We start from the raw sequence: 25,454 nt of genomic DNA, 5'->3' as shown, positions 1-25,454 counted from the left end.
TTAGCTTAGTCGTTTCGATGAATCCGAGCTGAGGTGTGCAATGTTGCTGGAAACATGGCTGGCGTTTTTTGCCGCATGTTGGGTGATCAGTCTTTCCCCTGGTGCCGGTGCCATTGCATCGATGTCCAGTGGCTTGCGCTACGGCTTCTGGCGCGGTTACTGGAACGCCTTGGGCCTGCAATTGGGCCTGGCGTTGCAAATCGTGATCGTCGCCGCCGGTGTTGGCGCGATCCTCACTGCGTCGGCCACTGCGTTCTATGCAATCAAATGGTTCGGCGTGGCCTACCTGGTCTACCTGGGGGTCAAACAGTGGCGAGCCATTCCCGGTGAAATGACCGACGATACGGGCCCGCGGCCCATCGGCAAGCCCTTGGCGCTGGTTTTTCGCGGCTTCCTGGTCAACATCAGCAACCCCAAGGCGCTGGTGTTCATGCTGGCGGTGTTGCCGCAGTTCATCAATCCCCATGCCCCGTTGATCCAGCAATACCTGATCCTGGGTGTAACGATGGTCGTGGTCGATCTCATCGTCATGGCCGGGTACACCGGGCTGGCGTCCAAAGTCCTGCGGTTGTTGCGCACCCCGAAACAGCAACGGCGAATGAACCGTGCCTTCGCGGGTATGTTCATTGGCGCGGCGGGTTTGCTGGCGACGATTCGCAAGGCTGCGGCGTAAAACAAAACCCGTGGCGAGGTTACTTTGTGGGAGCAAGCCTTGCTCCCACATAGCCTTGCTCCCACAAGACCTCTGCGCCACAGAGCATTCGCTCAGTGATTCAGCGCAAAATCACCGGCGCCGTATCCCGTGGCAGGTTGTTGCGCTGCACCGGCTCGCTGGGTTGTTGGTAGCTCGGGCCGCCGAGCTGTTCGCTCAGTTGCCGCGCCACGTCTTCCCCCAGGGCCTTGGACACATCGCGCACCACCCGCGGGCGGTTGAGGCTGATGTGCACGTCCCGGTGGTTCAACAGCTTGGTGTCCTGGCCTTCGCCCATGGCCGTAAAGGCCGAGGTGATTTCGTAGGTCTTGGTGTTGATCAGGCTGAAGTCTGCCACCAGGGTCAGCGCCAGCACCGCCGAGTAGCTGTCGGTATTGGCCAGCTCGTTGATGTCGCGGGTGAAGTCGATGTCAGACACCGTGCCGAACAGCACGTAGTCGGCGCCCTTGAAGTTCCCGGCCTTGATGCGTTTGATCACGTCATAGACGTCACCCGTGGACGCCGCGGTGTGGGGCGTGCCCTGGGTCAGCTGGAACATCCCGCTGCGCAGGATCTCGCCCTTGATGTCGCCGGTGAACTTGCGCAGTTCGCCCTGCTCGATGTAGCTGCTGGTGGCTTCCATCTCGTCGTAGCTCGAGGAAGCACTGGCGCTGTAAGGGTTCGCCTGGAAGTTGCTCTGCGCTGAAACGGTGTGGATGTATTCCTCCACCCGTTCCTGGTACGCAAGGTCGGTCACTGCGACTTTCGGGGCCGCCTGCGCGCCAAATGCGCAGGCCAGGGCCATGATGCCTATCCATGTGCGCATGGCTTAACGCTCCGTGGTCTTGCGGATTTCTTTTTCGTCCATCCACTCGGCCAGACCGCTTTCGACGTCGATCAATTGCAGGCTGAATTTGTAGAAGACGTCCTTGTAGTCGCTGCTGCGCTTGACGATCGAGCTGATGGAGCCTTCGAGACGGTACTTGGCAGCGATCATGTTGCCGGTCTTTGCCACGGTGCTTTTCTTGTACAGGCCGCTCTGGTTCTGCAGCTTGAGCTGGTCGACCTGGCTGTCCATGGCGGTGTTGTCGCTGGCAAAACGGGCAGCCCCGGTCTTCATCAGCTGGGTCTTGATGCTGGTGGTGATTTCACGGGTGTCGATGTATTCGCTGGTCTTGTTCTTCACGTCATAGACCTGGACAACCGGGCGACCCTGCAGGATGCCGGACTGGGCCAGGGAGCGGGTCATGGACTCGGCGATCATTTGCAGGTCGGTGGAACCGAACTCGTTGGTCACGGTTTCCACGGCCTTGGTGTCGCCGTAGCTGATGTTCTTGTTGCCCAGGACCGGCGAGTTGTTGGCACAGCCGCTGACCAGCAAGGCGGCAAGGGCGAGGGAGGAGATGCGTACGAACATGTGGGTGCTCTCAATAACTGTATAAAAGGTTTTGTGGCGAGGGGATTTATCCCCGCTGGCTGCGCACTGTAGGAGCTGCCGAAGGCTGCGATCTTTTGATCTTTCGCTTGCGACTCAAGTGTCTGGGGAAAGATCGCAACCTCGTTGCACTCGTCAGCTCCTACACAGTGCCTACATCAGCTCCTATGGCTCAGGCTCAAGGGGTATTGATTTCCAAGCGGAAATCCACCGCCTTGGGTGTCGGTGCGATGGCCGGCAGGAAACTGGTCTGTTCACCGTACAGCGTCAGGCTTTTCCAGGTTTCTTCCTCGGCGATCGGAAAGCCTTCCGGCCCCAGCCAGGCAAAGCGGTAATACATCGTCTTGTTGTTGTAGCTGGTGTTGCTCAGCTGCACGTTGACGGTCATGTAGCCGTTTTCCCGGGCCACGCGCATGGCGCCGACCACGATGTTTTTGGTCTTGCCCATCGCCACGACCTTGCTGGCGGCGCTGCCCGGCTCCGGTGGCGGTGGGGTGGCGCACCCGGCCAGCAAGGCCAGGGCACCGACGGCGATCAGTTTTAAACGCATGTGAACAAGACTCCGTTCTTAAGGTTGCTTGAGGGCAAGGGCGGTCGGGTTGGCGCTTGGCATCACTTGGGCAGCCAGGCCACCGGCGAACACCTGGTTACCCACCGCCCGCAGGCTGATGACCTGATAGCGCTGGTCGACGGTGACCTTGACCACCGAGCCGCCCACCGAGCTTGGCAAGGTGACCTGGTGCTCGCCTTTCTTCAGGCGCAGGCGCACCACCTGGGTGTAGTCGGGCAGGGTGCGCCAGGTTCGGGTATCGGCACCTTCGAGTACGGCCGAGGTGAGGCCGACGGCCAGGCCGGCCAAGGGATTGGTGTCGTTGATCTGCTTTTGCGCCACGCCACGGGTGACGGCGCGCACGGTGGTGCGCAGGATGATGCCCGGCATGTCGTCGCGCAGGGCGCGGCGGGACATGGCGGTGGTGCTGTTGAGCTGGGTCAGGTCCAACTGACGACCGTCGACACCGATCTGGCTGAAGGTGGCCGTGGAGGTATCAGGCTTGATCAGCGGGAACGACAACGGCGTGATGACCACGTTGCCGCTGATCGGCAAGGGCAGGGGAATGCGGATCGAGTCCCGGGACGGTGCCAGGCCACTCTGCACTACGATCAGGATGTCGCTGTCATCGTTCTTGGTGGCAGGCTTGTCGAGGTTGAGCAGGGCCTGCTCCAGCAGCGGCGTGTTGGGGCGCAGTTCGGCGGCCTTGCGGTAACCCGGTGCGGCCAGGTCCTTTTCACCCAGGGCTTCATAGACGAAGCCGGCCAGGTAATGGCTGAACGCGCTCTGGTAACTGTTTTTCAGGCTGACCACTTCCGGGGCGTCGAGGCTGGCCACCGGGTAACCCTTGAGGTCCTTGTATTCGGTCTTGACGCCTTGTTTCTCGGCGTCTTCCTCGCGCTTGAGGTATTCCTTGTCCCGCAGGTCGGCGATCACCGCTTCGCGTTCGTGGGTCTTCTTGATCTGGGTCCGCGCCCCGTCGAAGTCATTCACGGCCAGCAGGTTCAGCGCCATCTGCGTGGTCAGCATGACCTTTTCGTAATCGTAGCCTTCGTAGCGGCGCACTTTATCGTTGACCAGGAAGCTGCCGAACTGGGCCAGGTACTTGGCCGTGTCGAGTTTGACCGCGTCCTCCCATTGGCCAACCTGTTGATCGGCGCTGGTCCAGGCCGTCTGGCTGCCAGACAGGTCGCCCTTGGCGCGCAGCAACTCGCCTTTTTCGAAGTAATACAGCAGGTCCTTGTCCTGGCTGGTGTTGTTCTTTTCCAGCAGCGTCAATGCGCCGTCGACGTTGCCGGAAGCCAACTGCTGGTTGGTCTGGGCCAATTCGCTGTCGTAGTTGCGAAAGGCTGAACAGCCGGACAACAAGGTGATCGCACCGAGGGCGACCGAAAAAACGGCACGGGATGCCATGAACATTTCTTCCCTGAGTAACAGCCGGGGTTTGCGGGTCGGGCTGGAGCGATCCCACGGACAAACGTCGGGACGCTGTCGGTTCCTCATAAGAAGAGGAGCTTTTATGCCATCGAACAATAAGAAGGCGGCGCGATTATAAACATGGCGCTTGGCTATGTAATGGCTTTTCAATCTCGAAATGCTGTTTTTGTGACATCACCTCCAAAGCAGGAATCCGATGAAAATGTGCCGTCAAAGCACATCGGCTCTTGAGCCAAAGTCATTGGAAGTGAACAATGTGTTACTTCTTATTACCAATCGAGAGTCATTCATGACTGCGCCGTTCCGTTTCCTGGCCTGGCTTGTACTGCCATTGCTTGCGCTGTGCAGCACCTCGCTGCTGGCCGACACCGTCGAGGGCGCCCCCCAGGCGCTGCATTTGCTGGATTACATCGGTGCGGACTACCCGGCGACGGTCGAGGCAGGCAAAGTCATCGAGGACGGGGAATACCGCGAGCAGCTGGAATTCACCCAGGTGCTGGCAGGGTTGATCGCCGGGCTGCCGGCCAAACCGGAAAAGGCTGAACTGACCCAGGGTATCGACACCTTGCGCAGCGCGATCACCCAGCGCCAGGACGGTGGCGACGTCGCGCGCCTGGCGCGGCAACTAGGGGCCAAGCTGGCGGTGGCATATGAAGTCAGCCAGGCGCCGGTGATTACCCCCGATCCCTCCCGCGGCGCGCCGCTGTATGCCCAGAATTGCTCGGTGTGCCATGGGGCCAACGGTGCCGGCGACGGTCCTGCCGGTGTCGGCATGGAACCGCCGCCCGCCAACATGCGGGACGCCCAGCGCCTGGATCGCCTGAGTCTCTATGCGATCTACAACACCGTCGGCATGGGTATCGAAGGCACCGACATGCCGGCCTTCGCCGATCAGCTCGACGATCGTCAGCGCTGGGACCTGGCGACCTACATCGCCAGCTTCAGCGCCGACCCGGCCGCTGCCAAAGGTGAACAGGTCTTCAACCTCGCTGACCTGGCGCGCCAGACCCCGGCCGAAGTCCTCGCCGCGCAAGGCCCGGCAGCGGCGGCGACGTTCCGTGCCCAGCGCGCCCAGCCGCCGCAGGTGCAACGTGGCCCGGCGCAGTTGCTCGACTACACGGCGGCCACCCTGGATAAAAGCATCGCGGCGTACCGTGCCGGTGACCACGACCAGGCCTACGATTTGTCGGTAGCCGCTTACCTGGAAGGTTTCGAGCTGGTGGAAAGCTCGCTGGATAACGTCGACGCCAATGTGCGCAAGGACACCGAAAAGTCCCTGATGGCCTACCGTCAGTCTTTGCAGGACGGTTTGCCAATCGAGCAGGCGGTACAGCGCCTGGACGCGGCCAAGGCCAAGTTGAAGGAGTCAGCCGGCTTGCTGGGCGGCGATGGCTTGAGCTGGTCGTTGAGCTACATCTCCGGGTTGCTGATTCTGCTGCGCGAAGGGCTGGAAGCGATCCTGGTGCTGGCGGCGATCCTGGCGTTCCTGCGCAACACCGGCCAGCAGTCGGCCGTGCGCAGCGTCAACGCCGGTTGGGGCCTGGCGCTGTTGGCCGGCCTGGCGACCTGGGGGCTGGCGGCGTATGTGATCGACGTCAGCGGTGCCCAGCGTGAGCTGCTTGAAGGCGCGACGGCGTTGTTCGCCAGTGTGATGGTGCTGTGGCTGGGTGTGTGGATGCACGACCGTCGCCACGCAGCGGCCTGGCAGGACTACATCAAGAGCAGCCTGGTGGGCGGCGGTGGGCGTTTTGGTTTTGCGATCCTGGCGTTCTTCTCGGTCTACCGCGAACTGTTCGAAGTGATCCTGTTCTACGAAACCCTGTGGCTGCAAGCGGGCCCTGCCGGGCACAACGCGGTGCTGGCCGGTGGCGCGACGGCGCTGGTGTTGTTGGTGGGGCTGGCCTGGGTGATCCTGCGCGGCTCGGCGAAACTGCCGCTGGCGCTGTTCTTCAGTATCAATGCCGCGTTGCTGTGCGCGCTGTCGGTGGTATTCGCCGGTCACGGCGTGAAGGCGTTGCAGGAAGCCGGGATCTTCGGCACCCATCCGGTGGCGTTCTTCGACTTCGACTGGCTGGGCATTCATGCCGACGCCTATTCGCTGGCCGCTCAAGTGGTGGCGATCCTGGCGATCGTGGTGCTGTATGGGCGCAGTTGGGTGGTGGAGAAGCGTCGGCTCCAGGTTTCCTGAAAACCATTCGCTGCGCTCATAATCGCGGGCAAGCCTTGCTCCCACAGTCGGCACTCGCTTGTGGGAGCAAGGCTTGCCCGCGATGCATTTTAATTTAGAGGAAACCATTCAATGCGCGTATGGATCGACGCCGATGCCTGTCCCAAGGCCGCGAAAGACCTGGTGGTCAAGTTCGCCTTGAAGCGCCGGTTCCAGGTGGTGCTGGTGGCTGGTCAGCCGCAGATCAAGCCAGCCCTGGCTTGTGTGAAGCTGATCGTGGTGCCCAGTGGCCCTGATGCGGCGGACGATTACCTGGTGGAGCACGCCGAGCCGGGTGAGCTGGTGATCTGCAGCGATGTGCCCTTGGCCGACCGGTTGGTGAAGAAGGGCGTCGCCGCCCTGGACCCACGAGGCAAAGAGTTCGATGCCCAGAACATGGGCGATCGGCTGGCGGTGCGCAACCTGTTCACCGATTTGCGCGAACAGGGCCACATGGGCGGCGGCCCGGCGGCGTATGGCGAGCGGGACAAGCAGGGGTTTGCCAATGCGCTGGATCGGATCCTGACGCGCCTGACCCGAATCGCTTAAGCCTTGCCCGACCCCCTGTGGGAGCGAGCTTGCTCGCGATGCGGTGTATCAGCCAATGCAAATGTAGCTGAGCCGACGCTATCGCGAGCAAGCTCGCTCCCACAGGGGTAGTGGTGGTGGGGTCAGGCGTCGTTCTCGTGCGTCAGTTCCAACACCCGGTCCACCAGCTTGTTGATGCCAGAAGCCGCTTCGCTGATGTTCTGCGCCAGCATGTAGGCCGGGGTGCTGACCAGTTTGCGCGCGCGGTCTTCAACGATATCGGTGACGGCGCACTCTTCGTGAGTAGCCCCCATTTTGGTCACGGCGGCGGCAGTGTCGACGTCGTTGCCGATGGTGCAGACCACACCCGGGCCATAGATTTTCGCCGCCAGGGCCGGTGAGATGCAGATCAGCCCGACCGGTTTGCCGGCCTCGGCAAAGGCCTCGGTCAGCGCCAGGACTTCTGGTTGGACCGTGCAGCCAGCGCCTTCGACGGCAAAGTTGGAGAGGTTTTTCGCCGAGCCAAAACCGCCGGGTACGATCAGGGCGTCGAAGTCCTCGGCCCTGGCTTCACGCAAGTCCTTCACGTTGCCTCGGGCGATCCGTGCCGATTCCACCAACACATTGCGGCTCTCGGGCATTTCCTCGCCGGTCAGGTGATTGATCACATGCAACTGGGCAATGTTGGGGGCGAAGCACTGGACGTGAGCCCCACGCTGATCGAGGCGCAGCAAGGTGATCACGCTTTCGTGGATCTCGGCGCCGTCATACACGCCACAGCCGGAAAGGATCACTGCAATTTTTTTGCTCATGGGCTTTTCTCCAGATTCATGGCGTTAAATGTCTACTAATTTGTCACTCGTTGCCATAGGGGGATCGGGCAGCTACACCTAATCTGCCGACTATCTCCCTGCCTTGCATGCCCGGGTTGCGTCATGAACTTCATCCTGTATGCCGTGCCGTTCTTCTTCGTGCTGATCGCCGTCGAGTTGCTGGCTGATCGCTGGCGGGGTGTGAGCCACTATCGTGTGGCAGACGCGATCAACAGCTTGAGCACCGGCGTGCTGTCGACCACAACTGGCCTGTTGACCAAAGGCGTGGGGCTGGTGACCTACGCCTTTGCATTGAAACACCTGGCTGTCATCGAGCTGCCGGCCGATCGGGCCTGGAGCTGGGTGTTTGCCTTTGTGCTCTACGACTTCTGTTATTACTGGCTGCACCGCATGGGCCATGAACGCAACGTCCTCTGGGCTGCCCATTCGGTGCACCACCAGAGTGAGGACTACAACCTTTCCACGGCGTTGCGCCAGACCAGCACCGGGTTCCTGCTGAGCTGGATCTTCTACCTCCCGCTCGCCGTATTGGGCGTGCCGCTGGCGGTCTTCGTCAGCGTCGCGGCGTTGAATCTGCTGTACCAGTTCTGGGTCCACACCCAGCACATTCCCAAGCTCGGCTGGCTGGAGTGGTGCTTCGTCACGCCGTCCAATCATCGTGCCCACCATGCACAGAACCCTCTCTACATGGATCGCAACTACGGCGGGGTGTTCATTATTTGGGATCGTCTGTTTGGCACCTTTCAGGAAGAAGACGCTAACGAACCGGTGATTTTCGGCGTGACCACGCCGCTGGCGAGCTGGAATCCGTTGTGGGCCAACCTGCAGTTCTATGCGCAGCTATGGGCCGATGCGCGGCGGGCGGAGCGTTGGTGGGACAAGCTGCGGATCTGGTTCATGCCCACCGGTTGGCGACCGGCGGACGTCTCGGCCAAGTACCCGCTGAATAAGCCGGACTTGAGCCAGTTCCGCAAATTCGAGGTGCCGCTGGATGCACGTCAGCAGTGGTACGTGGGGCTGCAGTTCTGCGCCTACATTGCCTTGGGCAGTTATCTGATGAACCTTGAAGCCAGCCTGCCGGTCGCCGCCCTGGTGCTGGGTTGGGGCGCGGTGGCGTTCGGTCTGTTCGTGTTGGGCGTGGCCCTGGAGAATCGCCCGTGGACGTTGCGGCTGGAGCTGTTGCGGCTGGCCTCGAACCTGCCGCTGGTGTGGCTGGCGCCCTTGGCCGGGTTGTGGCCGACCAGCGCTGTGATGAGCCATGGGGCCTGGGCCGGGCTGCTCAGCTACAGCCTGCTCAGCGGTATCGGGCTGTATTGCTGCCGCACCCGGTTTACTCGGTTGGCGTCGTAGGCTCGCCGGACCTGGCTTGCTCCAGGCGCTCGGCTTCGAGGACTTTCCTGGCCAGGCGCGCATTCTTGATGCGTCGGCGCAGCCACAAGACCAGGCCCAGCACCAGCAATGCGCCGAGGACCCACAACTCATACTTCTTGATGCTGCCCAGCATGCCTTCGAGCACCGCGCCAAAGTGGTACGCGGCTGCGGCCAGCGCCGTGGCCCAGATCGCCGCACCGATGCCGTTGAGCAACAGGTAACGACCCGGCGGATAGCCTGACAGGCCGATCGCCACTGGCATCACCGTGCGCAGGCCATAGACGAAGCGGAAGCTCAGGACCCAGATGTCCGGATGCCGGCGAATGTGCTCCAGCGCCCGATCCCCCATCAACTGCCAGCGCGGCTTGCGCGCCAGGAGCTTGCGCCCGTGCTTGCGTCCCAGGAAATACCACAGCTGATCGCCCGCGTAGCTGCCGCAGAACGCCACGACGACCACCAGATTGATGTCCATGTAGCCGCGGAACGCCAGGAAACCTGCGAGCACGAGGATAGTTTCGCCTTCGAAGAACGTGCCGATAAACAAGGCCAAGTAGCCGAAGTCATGCAGAAATTGTTGGAGCATTGTCTGGGTGCTGGCGAAATGAACGCGCAGCCTAACCCTTCAGACACATTCAGGAAAGTATCGAAATGTGTCTCGACGTGAACAATTCCTACAATGACAATAACTGCGACGACAGGACGCAGGTGCACACAACTGTAATGTCTTCGTCATAATGGGCGCTTATAACTGTCACGCTCGCCCGTCAGCACGGGCTCAGGAGTCTGCCGTGAGCTTTACCCCCGCCAATCGTCTGTTCCCTGCTACCCGCCTGCGTCGCAACCGTCGTGATGAGTTCTCTCGTCGGCTGGTGCGTGAAAACGTGCTGACCACCAATGACCTGATCCTGCCGGTATTCGTGCTGGACGGTGAGAACCGTCGCGAAGCGGTGGCGTCGATGCCCGGGGTGGAACGCCTGACCATCGACCTGCTGCTCGAAGAAGCCGCCCACTGGGTCGAGCTGGGCATTCCGGCGCTGGCGCTGTTCCCGGTCACGCCGCCGACCCTCAAGTCCCTGGACGCCGCTGAAGCCTGGAACCCGCAAGGCATCGCCCAACGCGCGACCCGTGCCCTGCGCGCGCGCTTCCCGGAGCTGGGGGTGATCACCGACGTGGCGCTGGACCCGTTCACCACCCACGGGCAGGACGGTATCCTCGATGAAGAAGGCTACGTGCAGAACGACATTACCGTCGATGCACTGGTCAGGCAGGCCCTGTCCCACGCCGAGGCCGGTGCCCAGGTGGTGGCGCCGTCGGACATGATGGACGGGCGCATCCAGGCGATCCGCGAAGCCCTCGAGGTGGCCGGTCACGTCAACGTGCGGATCATGGCCTACTCGGCCAAGTACGCCAGCGCCTATTACGGCCCGTTCCGCGATGCGGTCGGCTCGGCCCTGAACCTGGGCAAGGCCAACAAGGCCTCTTATCAGATGGACCCGGCCAACAGTCAGGAAGCCTTGCACGAAGTGGCGGCTGACTTGTCAGAAGGGGCAGACATGGTCATGGTCAAGCCTGGCATGCCCTACCTCGACATTCTTTGCCGGGTCAAAGACGAATTCAAAGTGCCGACCTTTGTTTATCAGGTCAGCGGCGAGTACGCGATGCACATGGCCGCGATCCAGAACGGCTGGTTGGGCGAAGGGGTGATCCTGGAGTCCTTGACCGCTTTCAAGCGCGCAGGTGCTGATGGCATCCTGACTTACTTTGCTGTGCGCGCCGCCCAATTGTTACGAGAGCAGAAATAGCCTCCCAGGAACTTGCGATGAATACCGAAGGACTCTCCGAAGTTGCCGTAAAAGATGCTCAGCCCGTGGTCGAGCAGATTGCCGAGACACCGCCGACGCTGGAGCCTGCTGCCCCGGCGGTCGTCGAGCCCGCGCCGGCCCCGGCGATTGTGATTCCCAACCTGGATGACAGCAGCCTGTACATCCATCGGGAGCTGTCGCAACTGCAGTTCAACATCCGCGTGCTGGAGCAGGCGCTGGACGAGTCCTACCCGCTGCTGGAGCGGTTGAAGTTCCTGCTGATCTTTTCCAGCAACCTGGATGAGTTTTTCGAGATCCGCGTCGCCGGGCTGAAGAAGCAGATCACCTTCGCCCGTGAACAGGCCGGTGCCGACGGCCTGCAACCGCACCAGGCCCTGGCGCGCATCAGCGAGCTGGTCCACGGCCACGTTGACCGGCAATACGCGATCCTCAACGACATCCTGTTGCCGGAGTTGGAAAAGCACCAGGTGCGCTTCATCCGTCGCCGCTACTGGACCACCAAGCTCAAGACTTGGGTGCGCCGCTATTTCCGCGACGAGATCGCGCCGATCATCACCCCGATCGGCCTCGATCCGACGCACCCGTTCCCGCTGCTGGTCAACAAGAGCCTGAACTTCATCGTCGAACTGGAAGGCATCGACGCCTTCGGTCGCGATTCCGGCCTGGCGATCATTCCGGCGCCACGCCTGCTGCCGCGTATCATCCGCGTGCCGGAAGACGTTGGCGGCCCTGGCGACAATTATGTGTTCCTGTCGTCGATGATCCACGCTCACGCCGATGACCTGTTCCAGGGCATGAAGGTGAAGGGTTGCTACCAGTTCCGCCTGACGCGTAACGCCGACCTGTCGGTGGACACCGAGGACGTCGAAGACCTGGCCCGCGCCCTGCGCGGCGAGCTGTTCTCCCGTCGCTACGGCGATGCGGTGCGCCTGGAGGTGGCCGACACCTGTCCGAAACACCTGTCCGACTATCTGCTCAAGCAGTTCAACCTGCATGAGACCGAGCTGTATCAGGTCAACGGCCCGGTCAACCTGACTCGACTGTTCAGCATCACCGGCCTGGACAGCCATCCGGAACTGCAATACCTGCCGTTCACGCCGCAGATCCCGAAACTGCTGCAGAACAGCGAGAACATTTTCAGCGTGGTCAGCAAGCAGGACATCCTGCTGCTGCACCCGTTCGAGTCGTTCACGCCGGTGGTCGACCTGCTGCGCCAGGCCGCCAAGGACCCCCACGTCCTGGCGGTGCGCCAGACCCTGTACCGCAGCGGCGCCAACTCGGAAATCGTCGATGCCCTGGTGGATGCGGCGCGTAACGGCAAGGAAGTCACGGCAGTGATCGAATTGCGTGCGCGCTTCGACGAGGAATCCAACCTGCAACTGGCCAGCCGCCTGCAAGCGGCCGGTGCGGTGGTGATCTACGGCGTGGTCGGCTTCAAGACCCACGCCAAGATGATGCTCATCCTGCGCCGTGAAGCCGGTGAGATCGTGCGTTACGCCCACTTGGGCACCGGCAACTACCACGCTGCCAACGCCCGCCTGTACACCGACTACAGCCTGCTGACCTCTGACGATGCCTTGTGCGAAGACGTCGGCAAGCTGTTCAGCCAGTTGATCGGCATGGGCAAGACCCTGCGCATGAAGAAACTGCTGCATGCGCCGTTCACCCTGAAAAAGGGCATGCTCGACATGATCGCCCGGGAGACGCAGTTCGCCCTGGACGGCAAGCCGGCCCACATCATTGCCAAGTTCAACTCGCTGACCGACCCGAAGATCATTCGTGCGTTGTACAAGGCCAGCCAGTCGGGCGTGCGCATCGACCTGGTGGTGCGTGGCATGTGCTGCCTGCGACCGGGCATTCCGGGGGTGTCCCACAACATCCACGTACGCTCGATCATCGGGCGCTTCCTGGAACATACGCGGGTGTTCTACTTCCTCAACGGCGGAGAGGAGCAGATGTTCCTGTCCAGCGCCGACTGGATGGAGCGCAACCTCGACAAGCGGGTCGAGACCTGCTTCCCGGTGGAAGGCAAGAAGCTGATCCTGCGGGTCAAGAAAGAGCTGGAAAGCTACCTTACCGACAACACCCACAGCTGGAGCTTGCAGTCGGATGGCCGTTACATCCGCAACACGCCGACCGGCAACCAGAACCCGCGCAGCGCCCAGGCGACCTTGCTCGAGCGCTTGAGCAGCCCGGTGTTGGCGGTTCGTTAAACGCTCGAAGGTTGGGGGCAGGCTTAGCTTTTGTGGCGAGGGGATTTATCCCCGTTGGGCCGCGAAGCGGCCCCAACGGGTAGGCAGGTTTTAGGGCTGCTACGCAGCCCAGCGGGGATAAATCCCCTCGCCACAAGAGATCTGCGTTGCAGTCGATAATCAGTGAATGTTCAGCACAATCCCGACCCGGGTCAGCCATTCCGCTTCCTGGGCGAAGTCGGCCTGGGTCAGTTGGTTCTCTTCCAGCCAATTTTCGGGGAACAGCACATCCAACTGATCGCCATTGGCGTGCAGGACCACCTGGGGCATTTCCTGGGTGCCACGGATGTGATGGAACAGGATCGCAAAGCGCAGCAGCACGCACAGGCGAATCAGCTTGATGCCGTCATCGCCGAACTCGGCAAATTTATCCTTGGGAATGTTGCGCCGATGGCCGCGCACCAACAGCGCGAGCATTTGCTGGTCTTCCCGGGAAAACCCCGCCAGGTCCGAATGCTCGATCAGGTAGGCGCCATGCTTGTGGTAGTGATAGTGGGCGATGTCCAGGCCTACTTCATGGACCTTGGCGGCCCAGCCCAGCAACTCGCGCCAGACCCCGTCGTTCAAGTCCCAATCGTCGGCCACCTGGTCGAAGGCGTGCAGCGCCTTGCGTTCGACCCGTACGGCCTGTTCCAGGTCGACGTGATAACGCTCCATGAGCGAGCCCAGGGTGCGCTCGCGCACGTCTTCGTGATGATGACGCCCCAGCAGGTCATACAGCACGCCTTCGCGCAGGGCGCCTTCACAGTGGTCCATGCGTTGCAGTTCGAGGGCGTCGAAAATCGCCTCGAGGATGGCCAGGCCCGCGGGGAAAATCGCCCGGCGATCAGGCTTGATGCCTTCGAAATCGATCTTGTCCGCTTCGCCGAGCTTGAACACCCTGCGCTTGAGCCAGGCCAGGCCCTCGGCGTTGACCTCGCCAGTGCCGTGACCGCCGGCCTTGAGAGCCAGGCCTATGGCCCGAATGGTCCCTGAGGAGCCGATGGCTTCGTCCCAGGTCAGGCGGTGCAGGGCGTGTTCGATGCTCATGATTTCCAGGCGCGCCGCCGTGTAGGCCTGGGCGTAGCGGGCCGGGGTGATCTTGCCGTCGCGGAAATAGCGCTGGGTGTAGCTGACGCAGCCCATCTGCAGGCTTTCGCGCAGCAGCGGTTCGAAGCGCTGGCCGATGATGAATTCGGTACTGCCGCCACCGATGTCTGCCACCAGGCGCTTGCCCGGGGTGTCGGCCAATGTGTGGGAGACGCCCAGATAGATCAGGCGGGCTTCTTCACGGCCGGAAATGACTTCTACCGGATGCCCGAGGATTTCTTCGGCGCGGCGGATGAACTCGCCACGGTTGCGCGCCTCGCGCAGGGCGTTGGTGCCCACGATCCGCACCGCGCCCAGGGGCATGCCGTTGATCAGTTGGGCAAACCGCTTGAGGCAATCGAGCCCGCGCTGGATGGATTCTTCGCTCAGCTTGCGCTCTTCGTCGATACCGGCGGCCAGTTGGACCTTCTCGCCGAGCCGCTCAAGAATGCGGATTTCCCCGTTCTGGGCCTTGGCGACGACCATGTGGAAGCTGTTGGAGCCCAGGTCTATGGCAGCGATCAGGGACAGATTCTTGGCTTGGGATGGCGGCATGGTCAAAAAGTCTCGGTCGATAACCTCGCCATCCTGCCACGATCGACCGCTTACGCCAACGCAAAGGCGACCGCTTTGCGGTCAATCGCGAGCAAGCTCGCTCCCACATGGGTTCTGCGTCGTGTGCACAATCGCAGGCAACCGATAATCCTGTGGGAGCGAGCTTGCTCGCGATGAGGCCAGAGCCGGTAACGCAGATTCTCAGGCTGCCGGCTCGACCATCCCGATAAAATTCGCCAGCTCCGCCGTCTGCGGATTGGCGAACAGCACCTTGGGATCGCCCACCTCATGCACCTTGCCCTGGTGCATGAATACCAGCTTGTCGCCGACTTCCCGGGCAAAACGCATTTCATGGGTGACCATGATCAGCGTCATGCCTTCCTTGGCCAATTGGCGCACCACGCTGAGCACTTCATTGACCAGCTCCGGGTCCAGGGCCGAGGTGATTTCGTCGCACAGCAGCACCTTCGGCGACATCGCCAGCGCCCGGGCAATCGCGACCCGTTGTTGCTGGCCACCAGACAAGCGGTCCGGGAAGGCATCGAATTTCTCGCCAAGCCCGACCCGTTCCAGCATCTGCCGCGCCAGCACGGCCGCCTTGGCCTTGGGCACTTTTTGCACAACTTGCGGTGCGAGCATGACGTTCTCGCCCACCGTCAGGTGCGGGAACAGGTTGAACTGCTGGAACACCATTCCGACTTTCTGCCGCAGGCTGCGCAGGTCGGCGCGGGCCGCATCGAGGTATTCGCCGTCGACTTCGATCACGCCGTCGTTGATCGATTCCAATCCATTGAGGGTGCGCAGCAAGGTGGATTTGCCCGAGCCGCTGCGGCCGATGATTGCCACCACCTGGCCTTCCTCGACACTCAGGTCGATGCCTTTGAGCACGTGATGATCGCCGTAGTATTTATGCAGGGCGGTAATTCTAAGCAGAGGCATGCAGTCTCCTTTCCAGGTAGCGCGCACTGAGGGACAAGGGGTAGCAGAGCAGGAAATAGCCGAGGGCGACCAGGCCATAGACCATGAACGGCTCGAACGTGGCGTTGGCGAGCATGCCGCCGGTCTTGGTCAGTTCGGTAAAGCCAATGATCGAGGTCACGGCCGTGCCCTTGACCACTTGCACCGAAAAGCCCACGGTCGGCGCCACGGCGATGCGCAGGGCCTGGGGCAGGATCACGTAGCGCAACTGCTCCAGCGGGTTGAGGGCCAGGCTCGCCGAGGCTTCCCACTGGCCGTGGGAAATCGAGTCGACACAACCGCGCCAGATCTCCGCCAGGTAGGCGCTGGTAAACAGCGTCAAGGCAATCGCCGCCGCCATCCAGGGGGAAATCTCCACCCCGGCCAGGGCCACGCCGAAGAACACCAGGAACAGCTGCATCAACAGCGGTGTGCCTTGGAACAGCTCAATGTAGGTACGGGCGATGTTGCGGGGCAGGGCGCTCTTGGAGATGCGCAACACCATGATCAGCAAGCCGATCACGCCGCCACCGATAAACGCCACCAGCGACAGCGCCAGGGTCCATTGCAGGCCGGTGAGCAGGTTGCGCACCACGTCCCAGAAAGTGAAATCGCTCATCGGCCGCTCCCGTTGCTGCTCTTGTACAGGCAGCGGCGACCCACCCAGTTCAGGAACTGGCGGATCAACAGCGCCATGCACAAGTAGATGAGCGTGGTCAGCGCATAGGTTTCGAAGGCGCGGAAGTTGCGCGACTGGATGAAGTTGGCGGCAAAGCTCAACTCTTCGGTGGCGATCTGCGAGCAGACCGCCGAGCCGAGCATCACGATGATGATCTGGCTGCTCAGGGCCGGCCAGACCTTGCCCAGTGCCGGCAGCAGCACCACGTGACGGAAGGCCTCGAAACGGCTCATCGCCAGGGCCGCGGCGGCTTCCAGTTGCCCCCGCGGGATCGCCTGGATGCCGGCGCGAATGATCTCGGTGGAGTAGGCGCCGAGGTTGATCACCATCGCCAATACCGCCGCCTGCCATTCGGAAATCTGCAGGCCCAGGGACGGCAAGCCGAAGAAGATGAAAAACAGCTGCACCAGGAACGGTGTGTTGCGGATCAACTCCACGTACACGCCGAAGATCACCGCGAACGGACGAATGTTCCACGCCCGCACCACGGCCCCGACGATGCCCAGGCCGACCCCGAGCAACGTACCGATGGCCGTCAGTTCCAGGGTGAACAGCGCGCCGCGCAACAGCAGCTCGGTGTTTTGCACCACCGGCAGAAAATCGAACTGATAAGCCATGCTCAGCCTCTCAAGCGACGATCAGAGATCGGCCGGCAGCGGCTGCTTGAGCCAGGTCTGGGAGTTTTTCTCCAGGCTGCCATCGGTCTTGGCGGTGGCGAGGATCTGGTTGACCTTGTCCAATAGCGCCGGCTCGTTCTTGTTCACGCCTACGTACACCGGCGAGTCTTTGAGTTTTACCTTCAGCGCTGGAACACGCTTGGGGTTGCGTTCGCTGATGGCGACCATCACCACGTTGCCGCTGGCGATCAAGTCCACTTGACCGGCCAGGTAGGCGGCGATGGTCGAGTTGTTGTCTTCGAAGCGCTTGATGGTGGTGCCTTCGGGGGCGACCTTGGTCAGCTCGATGTCTTCGATGGCGCCACGGGTGACGCTGATGGTCTTGCCCTTGAGGTCGTCCAGGTTGTTGATGGCGGCGTCAGGCGGACCGAACACGGCCAGGTAGAACGGCGCGTAGGCACTGGAGAAGTCGATGACCTTTTCCCGCTCCGGGTTCTTGCCCAGGCTGGAAATCACCAGGTCGACCTTGCCGGTGGTCAGGAAGGGGATGCGGTTGGTGCTGTTGACCGGCGTCAGTTCAAGCTTGACCTTGAGCTGGTCGGCCAGCAGTTTTGCAGTGTCGATGTCCAGGCCGCGGGGTTTCATGTCCGGGCCTACCGAACCGAATGGAGGGAAGTCCTGGGGCACGGCAACCTTGAGGGTGCCACGCTTGACCACGTCTTCCAGGCCATCGGCGTGGGCGGGTAGCTGACAGAGCATCAGGCTGGCAAACAGGGCTGTGAGCAGGGCGCTGCAACGCTGAATCATGGCGAATCTCCGCAATCGGTGATGTGATTTCTGCGTTCGGACAGAGCACAGGCCATGCCAAGGCGACTTTTCAGCGGGCCAAGCCACGGTTTTGCTGGTGGGGAGCGGTCTTACTGGTCTGAACAGTCGTGGCATTTTTCGCACCGTTATCGAGCGTCGGTATTTGTCGCCGAACCCTGCTGGGGCACGACTTGCCGGGCGCGGCGAATAGCTTTACAACTAGCCGCTCACTGGCCCGGTTCGTCTTAAAAATCATGAATTCCATCGCTCGCGCCGTTCCTGAAGTGGCCCTGCAAGCCATCCGCAAACTGATTGTCGATGAAGGCTTCGGCCCGGGCGATGCGTTGCCGTCGCAACGGGACCTGGCGCTGCAATTGGGGGTGAGTCGGGCATCGTTGCGCGAAGCGCTGTCATCCCTCAGTGCCCTGGGCATGATCAGCGTGCAGCCGGGCAAGGGGGTGTTCGTGCAGGCCCCGGTAGAGGCCCCGCGCAGCGAATCGGCGCCGGGCTGGCCGTTCGCGGCCCAGGCCTCGCCAGTGGATATCTTCCAGTTGCGCTACGCCCTGGAGGGTTTCGCGGCGGGGTTGGCGGCGGTGACCCTCAGCGCCGATGAGCTGGACACGCTGCAAGACAATGTCGAAGCCATGCGCCGTGAACTGAAGATCGGCGATTTCGACGCCGCCGCGCGGCTGGATTTCGAATTTCATCGGCGAATCCTGTTGGCCAGCGGCAATCAGGCGATGCTGAGCATCCTTACTGCCAGCGCCGACATCTTCCTGGAAAGCCAGAAACTACCGTTCATCAGGGCGGAGCGTGCGATGGAAACCTGGCAGGAGCATCGCAAGATCCTTCGCGCCCTGGCTCGTCGGGCTTCAGGCGCTGCGCAAAAAGCCATGCAGGAACATGTACGTAACGCTGCACTGCGTACCGGGATTTCCTTCGTCGCCCCCGCGGCTTCGTGACCTCGGCCATACCCAAAGCCATCGACCGCCATAGCGAGACTCAATCAACTGCGGCTTCCTGAACCCGGGAAGGGCCGCTATGATGGGCCACGTTTTTTTGCTGACAACCCCGGAGATTTCCATGAGCAGCGATCTGATCAAACACGTTAGCGACGCTAGCTTCGAGGCTGACGTACTCAAGGCCGAAGGCGCGGTACTGGTCGACTATTGGGCTGAGTGGTGCGGTCCCTGCAAAATGATTGCCCCGGTCCTGGACGAGATTGCCGAGACCTACAAAGGCAAGCTGACCGTTGCCAAGCTGAACATCGACGAAAACCAGGAGACTCCGGCCAAGCACGGCGTACGTGGTATCCCGACCCTGATGCTGTTCAAGAACGGCAACGTCGAAGCCACCAAAGTGGGTGCGCTGTCGAAGTCGCAACTGGCTGCTTTCCTCGACGCCAACATCTAAGCGCCGAATGCCACTGGAAAAGCCCCGCAAATCGCGGGGCTTTTTCGTTATTCGGGGCTAGACGCTTGCAAACCCAGGTGGTACATTCGGCCCCGCACTGGTTTCTCCATTGCCCCCTGCAAGCCGTCGCCGACGCTCTCCTTTCGAATAAGTACGCGATCCTGTCGCCTTCTCCGCGGCGCGGCCTCATTAAGCCAAAAGCTTAATTTCCCCCCTCCATAAATGATTACGTCATTCCTATATGAATCTGACTGAACTCAAGCAAAAGCCGATTACCGAACTGCTCGAATTGGCCGAACAGATGGGCATAGAAAATATGGCCCGTTCGCGCAAGCAGGACGTGATTTTCTCCCTGCTCAAGAAGCACGCGAAAAGCGGCGAGGAAATCTCCGGTGATGGCGTGCTGGAGATTCTCCAGGACGGCTTCGGCTTCCTTCGCTCCGCAGACGCTTCCTATCTCGCCGGCCCAGACGATATCTACGTCTCGCCGAGCCAGATCCGTCGCTTCAACTTGCGCACCGGTGACACCATCGTTGGCAAGATCCGCCCTCCGAAGGAAGGCGAGCGTTACTTCGCCCTGCTCAAGGTCGACACGATCAACTTCGACCGTCCGGAAAACGCGAAAAACAAGATTCTCTTCGAGAACCTGACCCCGCTGTTTCCGACCGTGCGCATGAAGATGGAAGCCGGCAACGGTTCCACCGAAGACCTCACCGGTCGTGTCATCGACCTGTGCGCACCCATCGGCAAAGGTCAGCGTGGCCTGATCGTGGCGCCGCCGAAAGCGGGCAAGACGATCATGCTGCAGAACATCGCGGCCAACATCGCCCGTAACAACCCTGAAGTTCACCTGATCGTGCTGCTGATCGACGAACGTCCGGAAGAAGTGACCGAGATGCAGCGCACCGTGCGCGGCGAAGTGGTCGCCTCGACGTTCGACGAGCCGCCGACCCGCCACGTGCAGGTTGCCGAAATGGTGATTGAGAAGGCCAAGCGCCTGGTCGAGCACAAGAAGGACGTGGTGATCCTGCTGGACTCCATCACCCGTCTGGCCCGTGCCTACAACACCGTGATCCCGAGCTCCGGCAAGGTGCTGACCGGTGGTGTCGATGCCCACGCGCTGGAAAAACCGAAGCGTTTCTTCGGCGCCGCGCGGAACATCGAGGAAGGCGGTTCGCTGACCATCATCGCCACCGCGCTGGTTGAAACCGGTTCGAAGATGGACGAAGTGATCTACGAGGAATTCAAGGGCACCGGCAACATGGAGCTGCCTCTGGATCGCCGTATTGCCGAGAAGCGTGTATTCCCGGCCATCAACATCAACCGTTCCGGCACACGCCGCGAAGAGTTGCTGACCGCCGACGACGAGTTGCAGCGCATGTGGATCCTGCGCAAGCTGCTGCATCCGATGGATGAAGTCGCCGCCATCGAGTTCCTGGTCGACAAGCTGAAGACGACCAAGACCAACGACGAGTTCTTCCTGTCGATGAAACGCAAGTAACACGAAGCAACGCTTCAAAAAAAGAGCGCCCTGAATAGGGGCGCTCTTTTTTTTGCTGAAGTTTGTATCAAAATCGACACTTTTAAAGGCCGGCAGTGTCCTTGCTGTTGGCATTGTATATTTCAAGGCAAGGAGCGTTATGCACACGTTTGGCAATCGCCGTGATATCGACGGCTTGAGGGCCTTGGCTGTTATCCCGGTGGTGTTGTTTCATTTCGGCTTCAGCACGTTCAGCGGCGGCTTTGTCGGCGTCGATATCTTCTTTGTCATTTCCGGGTTCCTGATAACCAGCATCCTGTTCCGTGAAATCAGTGCGCAGCGTTTCAGCTTCGTCGATTTCTGGGCCCGACGTGCGCGACGTATCCTTCCGGCTTTGAGCCTGGTGCTGTTGGTAACCTTGGCATTGGGCTGGGCGCTGCTGACGGCAAAGGACTTTTCGGAACTTGGCCGGACGGTTCGTTATCAGTCGCTGTTCATTTCAAACATCTTGTTCATGCGTGAAGACGGCTACTTCGAGCCGGCATCTGACCTGAAGCCACTGCTTCATACCTGGTCATTGGCTGTCGAGGAGCAGTACTACATTTTCTTTCCGTTGCTGATGGTGGTGTTGATGCGTCATGTCCGTCATTGGCGCTGGATGCTGTTTACGGTCTTGCTGATTTCCTTCGGGCTGAACATCGCTTACATCGACCGCAAGCCTGACGTCACTTTTTTCTCGTTGCCGACACGTGCCTGGGAGCTGTTGTGCGGTGCGATGCTCGCGGTATTGCCCACCTCCAGACACGCTGTGAGGCCGTGGCTCTATCAGTTGGCGGGTGTGGCCGGGTTGGCGGCGGTGCTGCTGGCTGTTTTCACCTTTGACAGGACCACGACGTTCCCGGGTTGGGCCGTTCTACTGCCTGTTCTCGGCGCCACCGCGCTGATCTGGTCCGGGGCGCAGGGTTCGACCTGGGTCGCTCAACTGCTCGGTGCCAGGGTGCTCGTCTGGATTGGTTTGATTTCCTATTCCCTTTACCTGTGGCATTGGCCGGTCTATGTCTATGCCAATGCTGTTTCCATCGACGGTATCGAGCATCTGGAGGCGCTGGGCTGGATGCTGCTGGCGTTGAGTCTTGCCTGGCTGAGCTGGCGCTTCGTCGAACTTCCGTTTCGTGAGAAACGCTTGCTGCCCGGACGCAAACCTGTGTTGGTAGGAGGCTTGCTGGCGATGGTTGCCCTGGCGGTGACAGGCTCGGTGGTGCGTTCGGCGGATGGCTTTCCACAACGCCTTACCGGCAAGGCGCTGGAATATGCGCAGGCGCTGGATTGGAAGGCCGGGCAGATGGAATGCATGCTGGTGACCTCGGACAAGAGTCTGGACAAGGCGTGCCTGATTGGCGGGAACAAAGAAACCCCGGCGACTCAACTGTTCTGGGGTGACAGCCATGCCGCGGCGTTATTGCCGGCGATTGAAGATAACGCCACACGTGAGGGGCGCCCGGTATGGCTCTACAGCATGAGCGCCTGCCCGCCGATCCTGAGCGACGATCTGCGTCAGCGTTGCAGGGATTTTAACGAAAACACCATGGAGCAGGTTCGCCGCCTGCAGATCAAGGATGTGGTGCTGGCTTCCAATTGGAGTCTTTACGTCTACGGTCGCGAGGATGGCGACAAGAAGGTGTTGCTCAACCCTCGTGACAACAGGGTCGAGGCCGAGGCGCGTATGGCTACGGCGCTCAAGGCACGGGTGGCAATGTTGAGGGAGGCGGGCGTGCAAGTGTGGTTGTTCAAGGAAGTCCCGTTGCAGCGCAAGGGGGCTATCAGTCGATTGACCAGCCTGGCCCGTGTCGGGCGTTCAGCCGAGGGGTTGGGGCGTCCACTCCAGGAACACTTGGCACGCCAGGGGTTTCTAAGTGCCTTGTTCGATTCGATGAGCGCTGCCGATCCGGGTGTGCATGTCATCGACCCGACCCCGCTGATGTGTTCGGGTCAAATCTGCAGCATAGAGGTCAACGGCTATTCTCAGTACAGGGACGAGGATCATCTATCTGACCTTGGCAGCGCCCGGCTGAGTCCATTGTTTACCCCAATGCTGCTGGGTACGACTGACAATTGATCGCGGCCATGCATGCTCGGGCTGCTGTTTGGACGTTAGAGCAGGTAGGATGTACGCCTATTTTCGGGGTGGCATCTCAATGAAATTCAAGGATCTTCGGGATTTCGTGCAGCAGCTTGAGCAGCGCGGCGAGTTGAAACGCATCCAGGTTCCGATCTCTCCAGTGCTGGAGATGACGGAAGTCTGCGACCGCACGCTTCGGGCCAAAGGCCCGGCGCTGTTGTTCGAAAACCCGACGGGCTACGACATTCCGGTCTTGGGCAACCTGTTCGGCACGCCGGAGCGCGTGGCCATGGGCATGGGCGCCGAAGCCGTCAGCGAACTGCGCGAAATCGGCAAGCTACTGGCGTTCCTCAAGGAGCCCGAGCCGCCCAAAGGCCTGAAGGACGCTTGGTCCAAACTGCCGATTTTCCGCAAGATCATTTCCATGGCGCCGAAAGTCGTCAAGGACGCGGTTTGCCAGGAAGTGGTGATCGAGGGCGACGATGTCGACCTGGCCATGCTCCCGGTGCAGACCTGCTGGCCGGGCGACGTGGGGCCGCTGATCACCTGGGGCCTGACCGTTACCAAAGGCCCGAACAAGGATCGCCAGAACCTGGGCATCTATCGTCAGCAGGTGATTGGCCGCAACAAGGTCATCATGCGCTGGCTGAGCCATCGGGGCGGTGCGCTGGACTACCGTGAGTGGTGTGAAAAACACCCCGGCCAGCCATTCCCGGTGTCGGTGGCCCTGGGCGCGGACCCGGCGACTATCCTCGGCGCCGTCACGCCGGTGCCCGACAGCCTCTCCGAATATGCGTTCGCCGGCCTGTTGCGAGGCAACCGCACCGAGCTGGTGAAATGCCGCGGCAACGACCTGCAAGTGCCGGCCACCGCCGAGATCATCCTCGAAGGGGTGATCCATCCTGGTGAAATGGCTGATGAAGGTCCGTACGGCGACCACACCGGTTACTACAACGAAGTTGACAGCTTCCCGGTGTTCACCGTCGAGCGCATCACCCATCGGATCAAGCCGATTTACCACAGCACCTACACCGGTCGTCCGCCCGATGAGCCGGCTATTCTGGGGGTGGCGTTGAACGAAGTGTTCGTGCCGATCCTGCAGAAGCAGTTTCCGGAAATCACCGATTTCTATTTGCCGCCGGAAGGCTGTTCGTATCGCATGGCCGTGGTGACCATGAAGAAGTCGTATCCGGGGCATGCCAAGCGGGTGATGCTCGGTGTCTGGTCGTTTTTGCGACAGTTCATGTACACCAAGTTCGTTATCGTCACCGACGACGATATCAACGCACGGGACTGGAACGACGTGATCTGGGCCATCACCACGCGCATGGACCCCAAGCGCGACACGGTGATGATCGAGAATACGCCGATCGACTACCTCGACTTCGCCTCGCCGGTGTCCGGCCTGGGGTCGAAGATGGGGCTCGATGCCACGCATAAATGGCCCGGTGAAACCACCCGTGAGTGGGGCCGGGTTATCGTCAAGGATGAGGCCGTTACCCAACGGATCGATGCCATCTGGAATCAGTTAGGAATAGATTGATGCGTGTAACCTTGCAGCCTTCCGGGGCGGTGCTGGAGATCCGGCCCGCCGAGCGGATTCTCGATGGCGCGCGGCGCCTGGGCTATGAATGCCCGCAAAGCTGCCGTAACGGCAACTGCCATGTCTGTGGCGCGTTGTTGGTGGAAGGCCGCGTGGAGCAGGCGGGCGAGGTGCGCGATCATGGTGAGATCTTCACGTGCATCGCCGAGCCGCTGGAGGACTGCGTGGTGTTGTGGGATGGCGTGCTGTCGCCGGGTGAGCTACCGGTACGCAACCTGGCGTGCCAGGTGGTCGAGTGCGCCGACGTGGGGGGCGATGTCTGGCGCGTGCACCTGCGTGCGCCGGCCGGCAAGCCGCCGCGCTATCACGCCGGGCAGTACCTGATGATCGAACGGGAAAACGGCGAAAAATCGGCCTTCTCCCTGGCCTCGGCACCACATTCGGGGCGCGAGCTGCAATTACACGTATTGGTGCGCGAAAGCAGTGCACAAGCCCTGCTGGAGCAACTGCGACGCAACCCCAGCGTGCGTATCGAGATGCCTTTTGGCGACACGCATTTGTCCGAACTGCCGGACGGACCGTTGGTGTTGATCGCCGCCGGAACCGGCATGGCGCAGATGCACAGCCTGATCGAGCATTGCCGGGCAGCGGGTTTCAAGCACCCGGTGCATCTGTATTGGGGTGTGCGGCGGCCGGAAGATTTCTATGAAATCGAGCATTGGGACGAATGGAAAAAACTGCCGAACCTGTTCCTGCATAAAGTCGTCAGCGACTTGTGCGGCTGGGAAGGGCGCTGCGGCATGCTCCACGAAGCCGTGTGCGAGGACATCAGCGATCTTTCCGGCGTGCACGTCTACGCCAGCGGCTCGCCGGCCATGATCTACGCCACGCTCGATGCGCTGGTGGAAGCCGGCATGGACGCCCATCAAATGCGCGCCGACGTGTTTGCGTATGCGCCGCGGGCTTGAGCCACTCTTGAAATTTGCCTGAGGTCTGCTTTTGTGGCGAGGGAATTTCCGCTTTGCGGGAGCAAGGCTTGCCCGCGAAACAGGCAACTTGGTCTCTGAAAGACCGCATCGCTCTCATCGCG

General features: G+C 61.2%; 23 protein-coding genes. 12 read left to right on the top strand and 11 right to left on the bottom strand.

Annotated features, from left to right (window positions below):
• Positions 1 to 40: 40 nt before the first annotated feature.
• Positions 41 to 673 (top strand): homoserine/homoserine lactone efflux protein, encoded by a 633-nt coding sequence (gene rhtB / locus KI235_RS29240; protein ID WP_003206758.1) that lies wholly within the window; start codon positions 41 to 43, stop codon positions 671 to 673.
• Between the two features lie 100 nt (positions 674 to 773).
• On the opposite strand, the gene KI235_RS29235 is transcribed toward rhtB, so the two are convergent.
• From KI235_RS29235 to KI235_RS29220, 4 genes are all read right to left on the bottom strand, one after another.
• Complete coding sequence (locus tag KI235_RS29235; protein ID WP_003206756.1) at positions 774 to 1,517, bottom strand: hypothetical protein; 744 nt, start codon at positions 1,515 to 1,517, stop codon at positions 774 to 776.
• Between the two features lie 3 nt (positions 1,518 to 1,520).
• Positions 1,521 to 2,108, bottom strand: coding sequence for a penicillin-binding protein activator LpoB (gene lpoB / locus KI235_RS29230; RefSeq protein ID WP_003177333.1), 588 nt, complete (start codon positions 2,106 to 2,108; stop codon positions 1,521 to 1,523).
• Between the two features lie 196 nt (positions 2,109 to 2,304).
• The gene (locus KI235_RS29225) at positions 2,305 to 2,676 is read right to left on the bottom strand and encodes a YcfL family protein (RefSeq protein WP_003206754.1); all 372 of its coding nucleotides are present in this window, start codon (positions 2,674 to 2,676) and stop codon (positions 2,305 to 2,307) included.
• 18 nt (positions 2,677 to 2,694) lie between these two features.
• A complete protein-coding gene (locus tag KI235_RS29220; protein WP_027912773.1) occupies positions 2,695 to 4,089 on the bottom strand; it encodes a hypothetical protein in 1,395 nt (464 codons plus the stop codon).
• Between the two features lie 313 nt (positions 4,090 to 4,402).
• Between KI235_RS29220 and KI235_RS29215 the strand changes: the two genes are divergently transcribed.
• Together KI235_RS29215 and KI235_RS29210 are read left to right on the top strand one after the other, a co-directional pair.
• Positions 4,403 to 6,301 carry an FTR1 family protein gene (locus tag KI235_RS29215; RefSeq protein ID WP_003206750.1) on the top strand — a complete coding sequence of 633 codons (1,899 nt, stop codon included), beginning with the start codon at positions 4,403 to 4,405 and terminating at the stop codon, positions 6,299 to 6,301.
• A 111-nt stretch (positions 6,302 to 6,412) separates the two neighbouring features.
• Positions 6,413 to 6,868 (top strand): YaiI/YqxD family protein, encoded by a 456-nt coding sequence (locus KI235_RS29210; protein WP_003206748.1) that lies wholly within the window; start codon positions 6,413 to 6,415, stop codon positions 6,866 to 6,868.
• A gap of 122 nt (positions 6,869 to 6,990) precedes the next feature.
• On the opposite strand, the gene elbB is transcribed toward KI235_RS29210, so the two are convergent.
• Complete coding sequence (gene elbB, locus KI235_RS29205) at positions 6,991 to 7,659, bottom strand: isoprenoid biosynthesis glyoxalase ElbB (RefSeq protein WP_003206746.1); 669 nt, start codon at positions 7,657 to 7,659, stop codon at positions 6,991 to 6,993.
• 123 nt (positions 7,660 to 7,782) lie between these two features.
• Between elbB and KI235_RS29200 the strand changes: the two genes are divergently transcribed.
• On the top strand, positions 7,783 to 9,030 hold the full coding sequence (locus KI235_RS29200) for a sterol desaturase family protein (RefSeq protein ID WP_027912772.1): 1,248 nt from the start codon (positions 7,783 to 7,785) through the stop codon (positions 9,028 to 9,030).
• Here the strand turns inward: KI235_RS29200 and KI235_RS29195 are convergent.
• Positions 9,011 to 9,634 (bottom strand): DedA family protein, encoded by a 624-nt coding sequence (locus tag KI235_RS29195; protein WP_003206742.1) that lies wholly within the window; start codon positions 9,632 to 9,634, stop codon positions 9,011 to 9,013. The two genes, KI235_RS29200 and KI235_RS29195, sit on opposite strands and share 20 nt — an antisense overlap.
• 205 nt (positions 9,635 to 9,839) lie before the next feature.
• Between KI235_RS29195 and hemB the strand changes: the two genes are divergently transcribed.
• Both hemB and ppk1 read left to right on the top strand, forming a co-directional pair.
• A complete protein-coding gene (gene hemB / locus KI235_RS29190; RefSeq protein ID WP_003206741.1) occupies positions 9,840 to 10,853 on the top strand; it encodes a porphobilinogen synthase in 1,014 nt (337 codons plus the stop codon).
• A gap of 17 nt (positions 10,854 to 10,870) precedes the next feature.
• On the top strand, positions 10,871 to 13,087 hold the full coding sequence (ppk1, locus tag KI235_RS29185) for a polyphosphate kinase 1 (protein WP_003206739.1): 2,217 nt from the start codon (positions 10,871 to 10,873) through the stop codon (positions 13,085 to 13,087).
• 159 nt (positions 13,088 to 13,246) lie between these two features.
• Here ppk1 and ppx read toward each other — a convergent pair whose 3' ends face one another.
• From ppx to KI235_RS29160, 5 genes are all read right to left on the bottom strand, one after another.
• Positions 13,247 to 14,749, bottom strand: coding sequence for an exopolyphosphatase (gene ppx, locus KI235_RS29180; protein ID WP_003206738.1), 1,503 nt, complete (start codon positions 14,747 to 14,749; stop codon positions 13,247 to 13,249).
• A gap of 201 nt (positions 14,750 to 14,950) precedes the next feature.
• The gene (locus KI235_RS29175) at positions 14,951 to 15,688 is read right to left on the bottom strand and encodes an amino acid ABC transporter ATP-binding protein (RefSeq protein ID WP_003206736.1); all 738 of its coding nucleotides are present in this window, start codon (positions 15,686 to 15,688) and stop codon (positions 14,951 to 14,953) included.
• Complete coding sequence (locus KI235_RS29170; RefSeq protein ID WP_003206735.1) at positions 15,675 to 16,325, bottom strand: amino acid ABC transporter permease; 651 nt, start codon at positions 16,323 to 16,325, stop codon at positions 15,675 to 15,677. The genes KI235_RS29175 and KI235_RS29170 overlap by 14 nt, the downstream gene beginning before the upstream one ends.
• Positions 16,322 to 17,002, bottom strand: a complete 681-nt coding sequence (locus tag KI235_RS29165) for an amino acid ABC transporter permease (RefSeq protein WP_027912770.1) — start codon at positions 17,000 to 17,002, stop codon at positions 16,322 to 16,324. The genes KI235_RS29170 and KI235_RS29165 overlap by 4 nt, the downstream gene beginning before the upstream one ends.
• A gap of 21 nt (positions 17,003 to 17,023) precedes the next feature.
• A complete protein-coding gene (locus tag KI235_RS29160; protein WP_014340791.1) occupies positions 17,024 to 17,809 on the bottom strand; it encodes a transporter substrate-binding domain-containing protein in 786 nt (261 codons plus the stop codon).
• Between the two features lie 254 nt (positions 17,810 to 18,063).
• On the opposite strand from KI235_RS29160, the gene KI235_RS29155 reads away from it, so the two are divergent.
• From KI235_RS29155 to KI235_RS29130, 6 genes are all read left to right on the top strand, one after another.
• Positions 18,064 to 18,771: a FadR/GntR family transcriptional regulator gene (locus tag KI235_RS29155; protein ID WP_003206729.1), complete on the top strand. Its 708-nt coding sequence runs from the start codon at positions 18,064 to 18,066 to the stop codon at positions 18,769 to 18,771.
• Between the two features lie 121 nt (positions 18,772 to 18,892).
• Positions 18,893 to 19,222, top strand: a complete 330-nt coding sequence (gene trxA / locus KI235_RS29150) for a thioredoxin TrxA (protein ID WP_003206727.1) — start codon at positions 18,893 to 18,895, stop codon at positions 19,220 to 19,222.
• Between the two features lie 241 nt (positions 19,223 to 19,463).
• The gene (gene rho, locus KI235_RS29145) at positions 19,464 to 20,723 is read left to right on the top strand and encodes a transcription termination factor Rho (protein ID WP_003206716.1); all 1,260 of its coding nucleotides are present in this window, start codon (positions 19,464 to 19,466) and stop codon (positions 20,721 to 20,723) included.
• A 139-nt stretch (positions 20,724 to 20,862) separates the two neighbouring features.
• Positions 20,863 to 22,818 carry an acyltransferase family protein gene (locus KI235_RS29140; RefSeq protein ID WP_212795399.1) on the top strand — a complete coding sequence of 652 codons (1,956 nt, stop codon included), beginning with the start codon at positions 20,863 to 20,865 and terminating at the stop codon, positions 22,816 to 22,818.
• A gap of 79 nt (positions 22,819 to 22,897) precedes the next feature.
• Positions 22,898 to 24,364 (top strand): 4-hydroxy-3-polyprenylbenzoate decarboxylase, encoded by a 1,467-nt coding sequence (gene ubiD / locus KI235_RS29135; RefSeq protein WP_028237440.1) that lies wholly within the window; start codon positions 22,898 to 22,900, stop codon positions 24,362 to 24,364.
• Entirely contained in the window at positions 24,364 to 25,332 is a 969-nt protein-coding gene (locus KI235_RS29130; protein WP_003206708.1) for a CDP-6-deoxy-delta-3,4-glucoseen reductase, read from the top strand. The genes ubiD and KI235_RS29130 overlap by 1 nt, the downstream gene beginning before the upstream one ends.
• Positions 25,333 to 25,454 lie beyond the last annotated feature (122 nt).

It is taken from the genome of Pseudomonas sp. St386 (assembly GCF_018325865.1).
Taxonomy (GTDB): Bacteria; Pseudomonadota; Gammaproteobacteria; order Pseudomonadales; family Pseudomonadaceae; genus Aquipseudomonas; species Aquipseudomonas brassicacearum.
Note: the sequence above shows the minus strand (reverse complement) of the source record. Positions and strands in the feature narration are given on the sequence as shown.